This window comes from Pseudomonas sp. HMWF006 (assembly GCF_003061205.1).
Lineage (GTDB): Bacteria > Pseudomonadota > Gammaproteobacteria > Pseudomonadales > Pseudomonadaceae > Aquipseudomonas > Aquipseudomonas monsensis.
The window spans coordinates 7,068-15,117 of the sequence record NZ_QAIU01000638.1; the positions used below are offsets into that span (position 1 = coordinate 7,068).

Annotated in this window: 10 protein-coding genes; 5 read left to right on the top strand and 5 right to left on the bottom strand. The window is 60.8% G+C overall.

Annotation, left to right across the window (positions count from 1 at the left end):
* Together DBR24_RS34435 and DBR24_RS29605 are read left to right on the top strand one after the other, a co-directional pair.
* Positions 1–415: CHAD domain-containing protein (locus DBR24_RS34435; RefSeq protein WP_256591978.1), on the top strand; the 415-nt coding region annotated here is incomplete at its 5' end.
* A 144-nt stretch (positions 416–559) separates the two neighbouring features.
* Positions 560–1,354, top strand: a complete 795-nt coding sequence (locus tag DBR24_RS29605) for an acyl-CoA thioesterase II (RefSeq protein ID WP_128616467.1) — start codon at positions 560–562, stop codon at positions 1,352–1,354.
* 1 nt (position 1,355) lies between these two features.
* On the opposite strand, the gene DBR24_RS29610 is transcribed toward DBR24_RS29605, so the two are convergent.
* The 3 genes from DBR24_RS29610 to DBR24_RS29620 form a co-directional block, all read right to left on the bottom strand.
* Positions 1,356–1,721, bottom strand: a complete 366-nt coding sequence (locus DBR24_RS29610) for an Mpo1-like protein (RefSeq protein WP_123466575.1) — start codon at positions 1,719–1,721, stop codon at positions 1,356–1,358.
* A gap of 229 nt (positions 1,722–1,950) precedes the next feature.
* The gene (locus DBR24_RS29615) at positions 1,951–3,432 is read right to left on the bottom strand and encodes a methyl-accepting chemotaxis protein (protein WP_128616468.1); all 1,482 of its coding nucleotides are present in this window, start codon (positions 3,430–3,432) and stop codon (positions 1,951–1,953) included.
* A gap of 142 nt (positions 3,433–3,574) precedes the next feature.
* Positions 3,575–4,381, bottom strand: coding sequence for a TatD family hydrolase (locus DBR24_RS29620; RefSeq protein ID WP_128616469.1), 807 nt, complete (start codon positions 4,379–4,381; stop codon positions 3,575–3,577).
* Positions 4,382–4,617: 236 nt separating this feature from the next.
* Here DBR24_RS29620 and DBR24_RS29625 point away from each other — a divergent pair, with 236 nt between their 5' ends.
* From DBR24_RS29625 to DBR24_RS29635, 3 genes are all read left to right on the top strand, one after another.
* The gene (locus DBR24_RS29625; RefSeq protein WP_123466570.1) at positions 4,618–6,039 is read left to right on the top strand and encodes a transglycosylase SLT domain-containing protein; all 1,422 of its coding nucleotides are present in this window, start codon (positions 4,618–4,620) and stop codon (positions 6,037–6,039) included.
* 112 nt (positions 6,040–6,151) lie between these two features.
* The gene (locus DBR24_RS29630) at positions 6,152–6,586 is read left to right on the top strand and encodes a DoxX family protein (protein WP_007908568.1); all 435 of its coding nucleotides are present in this window, start codon (positions 6,152–6,154) and stop codon (positions 6,584–6,586) included.
* 248 nt (positions 6,587–6,834) lie between these two features.
* Positions 6,835–7,143 (top strand): class I SAM-dependent methyltransferase, encoded by a 309-nt coding sequence (locus DBR24_RS29635; protein WP_123466568.1) that lies wholly within the window; start codon positions 6,835–6,837, stop codon positions 7,141–7,143.
* A 6-nt stretch (positions 7,144–7,149) separates the two neighbouring features.
* On the opposite strand, the gene greB is transcribed toward DBR24_RS29635, so the two are convergent.
* Together greB and DBR24_RS29645 are read right to left on the bottom strand one after the other, a co-directional pair.
* Positions 7,150–7,647, bottom strand: coding sequence for a transcription elongation factor GreB (gene greB / locus DBR24_RS29640; RefSeq protein WP_128616470.1), 498 nt, complete (start codon positions 7,645–7,647; stop codon positions 7,150–7,152).
* Positions 7,648–7,681: 34 nt separating this feature from the next.
* Positions 7,682–8,050: FtsX-like permease family protein (locus DBR24_RS29645; RefSeq protein ID WP_128616471.1), on the bottom strand; the 369-nt coding region annotated here is incomplete at its 5' end.

The following is an 8,050-nucleotide window of genomic DNA, read 5'->3' on the forward strand; positions in this document are numbered from 1 at the left end:
GATGATTCTCGACGCGTTCCCGCGCTTCCTGCGGGCGTCCCAGCGGCAAGGATTGCTCAAGGACCTGGATAAACGCATTGAAAAACGTCTCGGCAAGCAATGGGAGAAACTCGACGAGGCACTGCACGATCCGGCCCACGATCGTCATCGCCTGCGCTTGCTGATCAAGCGTGTGCGCTATGGCATCGAAGCCTATCCCGAGCTGGATCGCTTGCCGAAGGCGGCGCTGAAACACTTGAAGGCCACGCAAGGGGCATTGGGTGACTGGCACGATTGCTGGCAATGGCTGGCCAAGGCGCAGCAGGAATCCGACCTGCAACCCTGCGTCGCCACCTGGCAGGCCGGGCTGATCGCGGCCGAACTCAAGGTCGACCGCGTGCTCGAAAAATTCAGCGCGACCTGCTTCAAATCCTGAATTCCCCTCAGATCCCCCCGAGGGAGCGGGCTGGCAAATCGGTGTAAGGCCTTTCTGTCAGCCCATTTGACCGGAATAGACGCTGCGGCGCTCTGCCATGCTGGTTAAGATCGCGGCATTCATTTCTTGATTGCCGAGGTTGTCATGCGCTTTTCCGATCTGCTGGAGGCGGTCCGCCGTCAACCGGAACTGACGATTCCCGCCGAGTGGGGTCAGGGCCGCGCCAGTTTTGGTGGCCTGGTGGCGGCGCTGCAATATGAAGCCATGCGCGCGAAGGTGCCGGCAGATCGCCCGGTGCGGTCGCTGGCGATCACCTTTGTCGGCCCGGTCGAGCCGCAAGTGCCAGTGAGTTTCGAAGTCGATGTGTTGCGCGAAGGCAAAGCGGTCAGCCAGGTGCTGGGGCGGGCCATGCAGAACGGGCAGGTAGTGACGATCGTGCAAGGCAGCTTCGGTGCTTCGCGCCCTTCGGAAGTGGCCGTTGCGGCCTATCCGGCCGTTGACATGAAACACTGGGAGGAATGCCAGGAACTGCCCTATATCAAGGGCGTGACCCCGGAGTTCATGCGTCATCTGGCGATGCGCTGGAGTGTCGGCGGCATGCCGTTCACCCGCACTCAATCGCGGCAGATGGGCGGCTGGGTGCGGTTGCGTGGGGACGTCAAGGAAGAGCCGGTCAGTGAGGCGCATCTGCTGGCGCTGGTGGATGCATGGCCTCCGGCACTGTTGCCGTATCTGAAGAAACCGGCACCGGGCAGCACGTTGACCTGGACCATTGAATTCGTGCAACCGTTACACGATTTAAGCACGCTGGACTGGTGCAAATACCTCGCCGACATTGAGTACGCCGCCGACGGTTACGGCCATGTGGCCGCCAAGCTCTGGAGCGCGCAAGGGCAATTGATTGCCATGAGTCGCCAGACCGTCACGATCTTCGCCTGAATCAATGCCGACGGTGGCGCTCACGCCAGGCGCGCCACCAGCCGCCGCTGAGGAAAAACCGTGGAAAGGTCAGGAATTGTTCGACCAGCAAGCGCGACACGGCATCCTTGCGGTCACTGAACGGCTCGGAGGCTTGCGCCTCCAGGCTGTGGCCGTGGCGCTGCAGACCCAGCGCCGCGATGATGCCGATCACACCGATAGCCACGCTGGCCAGGCTCAGGCTGAACACCCCGGAGACGATCAGCAGAAATGCCACGATGAACAGCGGTACGGCAATCAGGTGCAGCACCAGATTGGTCGGGTGCTGATGATTGTTCGGGTACGCGCGCCATTGCCACGCGGGAAGATTGGGGTGACGTTTGCCCATGTTGACTACTCCTCGATCCATGTTGAACACAAGGTTGAAGAATAGGCCGGGGCGGGTGGGGCGGCGAATCGAGGTTGGCTATGGCGGTGATAGGCACTATGGCTGGATTCGCTGGTGTCTCGGCAGGCGCCAGCGCGGGCAAGCTCGCTCCCACAGTGATCTGCAGTGAGCAGCCATTTTGTGAGCACCCATGAAACCTGTGAGAGCGAGCTTGCCCGCGATGAGGCTTTCAGAGTTTGAGTTGGCCTATCGCCTTGCTTAACTCCCCAGCCAACGTCGCCAACTCATTACTGGTCGTCGCCGAATCCACGGTCTGCTGCACTGTGTTCTCGGTCACATCCCGAATGCTCACCACCGCCCGATTCATCTCTTCCGCCACCTGACTCTGCTGTTCCGCAGCCACCGCAATCTGCGTGTTGCTCTCGCGCATCTGCGCCACGGCACCGGTGATTTCCGCCAGCGCTTCACCGGCCGCTTGCGCCTGTTGCACACAGTCATCGGCCTTGTACGAACTCTCCTGCATGAAATCCACCGCGTCGCGTGTGCCGGCCTGCAACGCCGAGACCATGGTGGTGATCTCGTCCGTCGAGGTCTGCACCCGTTTCGCCAGGTTGCGCACTTCATCGGCGACCACGGCAAAGCCACGGCCCATCTCGCCGGCACGCGCGGCTTCGATGGCGGCGTTCAGCGCCAACAGGTTGGTCTGTTCGGCGATGCTGTGGATCACGCTGACCACGCCGTTGATCTTTTGGCTGTCCTCGGCCAGACGCTGAATCATCTCGGCGGTCTGCTGCACGCCGCTCGATAGCCCGGCGATCGAATGCTGCACCCGGGCCACCACTTGCTGGCCGCTGCCGGCCAGGCCATCGGCGGTCTGCGACAGGTCACGGGTGGCGCCGGCGTGTTGGGCGATGTGGTAAACGGTGGCGGTCATCTCGTTGATGGCGGTGGCGGCCTGATCGGTTTCGCTCTGTTGCCCGAGCATGCCGTGGCGCACTTCGTTCATGCTCGACGCCAGTCGCGCCGCGCCGACATCCAGTTGCCGCGCCGTGTTGGCAACGGTGGTGACCACCCGTTGATAACCGGCCTGCATCGCGTTGAACGCATTGGCCATCTGCCCGACTTCATCTTTGCAGGCCAGCGGCACCCGAGCGGAGAGGTCACCGCTTTTCTCGACATGCAGCATCACGTCTTTCAACGTGTTGAGCTGGCTGAGCAGAAAGCGGATCAGCAACTGCGAAGCGCCGAGCATCGCCAGCATCAGGATAAACACCGCCACCGCGTAGTTGGCGAATCGCTCGCTGAACACCTGACTCAGGCTCGGGCCATAGGCAATCACGGCGACGTGCTGACCGTCGGCGCGGCTGAACACTTCGGCGCCCATCAGCGGGTTGTCACCGAACAGCGGCATCGGATTGATCTCGTTCCAGCCGTTGCTGTCGGTGACCTCCAGCAGCGGCTGATCATTGAGGCGGGGCGCTTCGCCGCGTTTGAAGGTCAGTACCTGATCGGCCTTGGGCAGGGCTTGCCCGGCCGGCCAGGCCTTGAGCAACTGCGCCTGAGCCTGAGCGGACGTTTGCGCGGCGTGGCTGCGAGCCTGCTGTTCAAGTTGCACGGCGTACAACACCAACAGCAGGGTGGTGACAAAGGCGACCGCGTTAACCGCCCAGAATTTGTATTTCAGCGAGATATTGCTAAGCCAGGCACCCATGGAGGTCTTCTCTGATAGCGGAAACAGCATTGGCAAGGTGCCATTATTGTGCCGCTATGCAGACTGGAAGATCTTGATATGAGTCAACAGACGATCAGGTCCCGCCCGTGTAGGAGTTAGCCTGCATTGAATTTTTAGGGTGTCAGGGAAGTGTGGGTAAACCGTAAAACACGCGGGCACATGCAGTGGTATGCGCCGCCAGATCTTCCTCGGTCTCACCTCGATGCAACGCCACTTCGCGCAACACCTCGGTCAGGTAGGCCGGTTCATTGCGGCCGTTTTTCGGTTTCGGCCGCAGGGTGCGCGGCAGCAAGTACGGCGCGTCGCTTTCCAGCATCAGCCGTCCACGCTTGATCTCCTTGACCAGCGGGTGCAAATGCGTGCCCCGGCGCTCATCGCAGATCCAGCCGGTGATGCCGATGTGCAGGTCCAGATCGAGGTAACTGAACAACGCCTTTTGCTCGCCGGTGAAGCAGTGCACCACGGCGGCCGGCAGTTGATCGCGGAAGTCTTTGAGAATCTCCAGCAGGCGCTGGCTGGCGTCGCGCTCATGCAGGAACACCGGCAACTGCAGTTCAGCGGCCAGCGCCAGCTGTTCTTCGAGGACTTTTTCCTGCTGTGGGCGCGGCGAGAAATCACGGTTGAAATCCAGTCCGCATTCACCCACGGCGACCACGTTGTTCTCTTGCAACAGACTGCGCAAACGGCGGGCGCTGTCGGCGTTCCAGTCGCTGGCCGAATGCGGATGGATGCCGGCGGTGGCGAACAGGCGCTGAGCGCTTTCATCCAGTTGCTGGCACAGTTCCAGGGCCTGTTGGCTACCCTCGACGCTGGTGCCCGTCAGTACCAGTTGGCAGACCCCGGCAGCGTAGGCGCGGTCGAGTACGGCCTGGTGTTTGTCGGCGAAACTTGGGTTGGTCAGGTTGACGCCGATATCGATGAGTTGCATGGTTGCTACCTCGGGCCGAAGGCCGGAAAGCATACCAGAGCTGTAGATTCATAAGAAAAGCCAAGAACTACAACGAGTTATAGCTGTCTTTTGATGCCGCGACGCAGTCCGGGTTGGCAGTAATGCCATCACTGTGCCAGTCTCTCGCACTTTGTCAGCGCTCCAGGCGCTCTGTTTTCGTCGGTGATTTCGACCGTTCAGCGGTGAAATTACCCCGTATTCTTTCCGGAGAGTGGATGGTTCGTCCCTCGATGTTGCTCCTGTTGTGTGGTTCGCTGCTGCTGCCGATGACGGCGGTTGCGCGCCTGCCCGGGCCGCTGCAAGCCGTACCGGCGGCCAAGGTGCGTGACTTGTCCGAGATTCGCAGCAGCCGCGTCTTGCGCGTGCTGGTCAACCAGAGCCGCAACAGCTCCGGTGAAGTTCAAGGGCAGTCCATCGGTGTCGAATACCATCGCCTGCGCGCCTTCGAGCAATACCTCAATGGCCACGCCCGTGACGGCCAGGAAATCACCCTCAAGATCATTCCCAAGGCCAAGGATCAGCTGCTGGGCGCCTTGCAGCGCGGCGAGGGTGATCTGGTTGCACCGGGCGAGTTGCTTGAACTGCAACCGGGCCATGCGGTGGCCAGCAGTGAGCCGATCGCCAGCAACGTGCCACTGGTGCTGGTCGGGATCAAGGGCGAGCGGCGTTACACCAAGGTCGAACAGCTCTCCGGCAAGACCCTGGCGTTGCCGACCGGCAGTGCGGCGGGGGAGGCGGTCAGTCAGCTCAATCAGAAACTGGCGCTGCACAAACTGGCGCCAATCAAGATCGAATGGGTCGACCCGACGCTGGCGGTCGAAGATGTGCTGGAGATGGTGCAGGGCGGCATCTTCCACCTGACCATTGTCGAGCAACCGATTGCCGAGCGTTGGGGCAAAATCTTGCCGAAGCTGCGTTTCGACCGGCAACTGATGATCAGCGAGCCGGGAGAGGAATACTGGTTCGTGCGTCGCGATGCTTCGATGCTGCGGGCGAGCGTTGATCGTTTCCTCAGCGGTTACAAAAAACCGTCGAACGAAGATGCGGCATTTCTGCGTATCTATCGGCGGCTGTACCAGGTTCACTATCCACTGGCCAGGGCTGATCGCCAGCGCCTGGAAAAACTGCGCCCGACCCTGCAAAAACATGCCCAGGCGCAGAACATGGACTGGTTGAACCTTGCCGCGCTGGCGTTCAAGGAATCGGCGCTGCAACCCAGCGCCCGCAGTGGCAGCGGCCCGACCGGGTTGATGCAAATCACGCCGTCCGCCGCCCAGCGTGTGGGTGTCAACAATATTCAGAATCTCGATGCCAACGTGCAGGCCGGCGCCAAGTACCTGGCGATGATCCGTCGCAAGTTCTTCAACAGCCCCAAGCTCAATGAGCGCGAGCGCATGGCCTTCACCCTGGCGGCCTACAACATCGGTCCCGAACGTGTGCAGGGCATGCGCGCTGAAGCCCGGCGGCGTGGGCTGAACCCCAATCAGTGGTTTTTCCAGGTCGAACGCATCGCCATGGAGCAAGTAGGAATGGGGCCTGTCAGCTATGTTAATAGCGTGAACAAGTATTACTTGGCGTTCGACCGGGAGCGGGAGTCGTTGGAGCCCGGGGCGCAAAAAATCGTCTCACGGAAATGATCTAATAAACTGATTGTTATGGCGGAATATTTGCGCTTTTAACATGAAATTTACTGATTAATATAGCGGCCAACCAACACACACAACTTCTCGCAAAAACAAGGAATGCCCCATGAGCTCTCTGATCAACAAAGTTCTGTTCACCCGCGCCGGCTACGGTCTGACCATCCTGCGCATCGCTGTCGGCGTGATCTTCGCGGCTCACGGTTCGCAAAAACTTTTCGGTCTGTTCGGTGGTTACGGTCTGGCGGGCACCGCGCAGTACATGGACAGCATCGGTCTGCACCCGGGTTACCTGATGGCCACACTGGCCGGCGGTACCGAGTTCTTCGCCGGGCTGGCGCTGATCATCGGCCTGCTGGTGCGTCCGGCAGCGCTGGGTCTGACCTTCCTGTCGCTGGTGGCCATCTTCACCGTGCACATCAGCAACGGTCTGTTCATGGCCAACAACGGCTACGAGTTTGCCCTGGCGTTGCTCGGTGGCAGCCTCGCAGTACTGATTGAAGGCGCCGGCAAGCTTTCGGTGGATCGCGCCATCGCCGGTTAAGCGCTCTGGCTCAAGCAACAGGCCCGCATTGTGCGGGCCTTTTTTGTTGCGGCTGATTCTTGACACCCATCGGTCACGTTCTCTAGGATGTTGCTCATGCGCCGATTTAAACAGCTACTTGCGGGGCGCCAGGTGACTCAGACAGTTGCCGTCAGAAGCCGGAACAGGGCTTCGAAATACCGCTAAAGCGCTGGTTCGGTGTTGCCTCTCACCTGCCATGCAGACTTTTGAGGCAGAGACACGACACGATGAATGCACTACGCCCTCCAGCACGTCCAGCGCCGATCACCGCGCATATCACCCAGCGCAACCCGAAAATCCTGCTTGGTGGCAAACATCAGCCGACGCTGTTGCGTTATCTCGATGGCTGGCCACGTCGCAGCGGCGGTCCTGCCGCGTTCCTTATCCAGTTTGTCGAAGACGGCGAGTCACTGGCACGCTTTGCCAGCGACAGTTTCGACCTGGCCGTGATTCAGGCGCCCAGCGCTGCAGATGCTGCGGAAATGATCAAACAGCTGACCCGTGTTGCGCGGCAGGGACTGATCACCCGTGGTTGAAATGCGTCACGGGTAGTCGATCGCCACGACATAGACGAATTGCTCGCCAGTCGGCGTCTGCACCCGCACTTCGGCGTCCAGCGCCTTGCCGATCAAGGCGCGGGCCAGCGGTGAGTCGATGCTGATCAAACCCAGCTTCAGATCCAGTTCATCCGGACCGACGATGCGGTAGCGCGACTGCTTGCCGTCTTCGTCTTCGATGGTGACCCAGGCGCCGAAATAGACATTGTTCGGATCGCTGGGTTTTTCGCTGACGACCTTCAAGGCTTCCAGGCGCTTGGTGAGAAAACGCACGCGACTGTCGATCTCGCGCAGCATCTTCTTGCCGTAGGTGTACTCGGCGTTTTCCGAGCGATCACCCTGCGCCGCCGCCTCACTGACCGATTGCGTCACCTGCGGGCGGCGCACATGCCACAACTCATGAAATTCGGCGCGCATCCGCGCTTCACCTTCAGGGGTGATCAGCGCGGTGCCGGCGGTGCGGGGAGGGCGATAACGGCTCATGGCAAGTTCTTGTGATGGAGAGTGCTTGAGTCTATCAACCCTCGCGCAACACTGTCAGTGGGCTCGCGTTCAACGCGCGCCGGGTGCCGAACACTCCGGCGCCGCCAATCAAGGCCGCGCCAATCAGTGGCAATAACAGCAACCACGGGTGCGGATGCCACGGCAGATCGAAGGCGTAGCGGTACAGCACCAGGCTCACCACTTCCGAACCGATGGCCGCCAGCAAGCCGCTCACGGCGCCGAGCAAACCGAACTCGATGCGCCGTGCCTTGATCAGCAACCGCCGTTCCGCGCCGAGTGCGCGCAGCAATGCACCTTGGCGGATGCGTTCGTCCAGGGTTGCCTGCAATCCGGAAAACAGCACCGCCATCCCCGCCGCCAGCACGAACAACAACACGTACTC

Excerpts from the sequence above, each read along its gene's own strand:
- DBR24_RS29605 (WP_128616467.1), top strand. The coding sequence starts at position 560 with ATGCGCTTTTCCGATCTGCTGGAGGCGGTCCGCCGTCAACCGGAACTG.
- DBR24_RS29610 (WP_123466575.1), bottom strand. The coding sequence starts at position 1,721 with ATGGGCAAACGTCACCCCAATCTTCCCGCGTGGCAATGGCGCGCGTAC.
- DBR24_RS29615 (WP_128616468.1), bottom strand. The coding sequence starts at position 3,432 with ATGGGTGCCTGGCTTAGCAATATCTCGCTGAAATACAAATTCTGGGCG.
- DBR24_RS29620 (WP_128616469.1), bottom strand. The coding sequence starts at position 4,381 with ATGCAACTCATCGATATCGGCGTCAACCTGACCAACCCAAGTTTCGCC.
- DBR24_RS29625 (WP_123466570.1), top strand. The coding sequence starts at position 4,618 with ATGGTTCGTCCCTCGATGTTGCTCCTGTTGTGTGGTTCGCTGCTGCTG.
- DBR24_RS29630 (WP_007908568.1), top strand. The coding sequence starts at position 6,152 with ATGAGCTCTCTGATCAACAAAGTTCTGTTCACCCGCGCCGGCTACGGT.
- DBR24_RS29635 (WP_123466568.1), top strand. The coding sequence starts at position 6,835 with ATGAATGCACTACGCCCTCCAGCACGTCCAGCGCCGATCACCGCGCAT.
- greB (WP_128616470.1), bottom strand. The coding sequence starts at position 7,647 with ATGAGCCGTTATCGCCCTCCCCGCACCGCCGGCACCGCGCTGATCACC.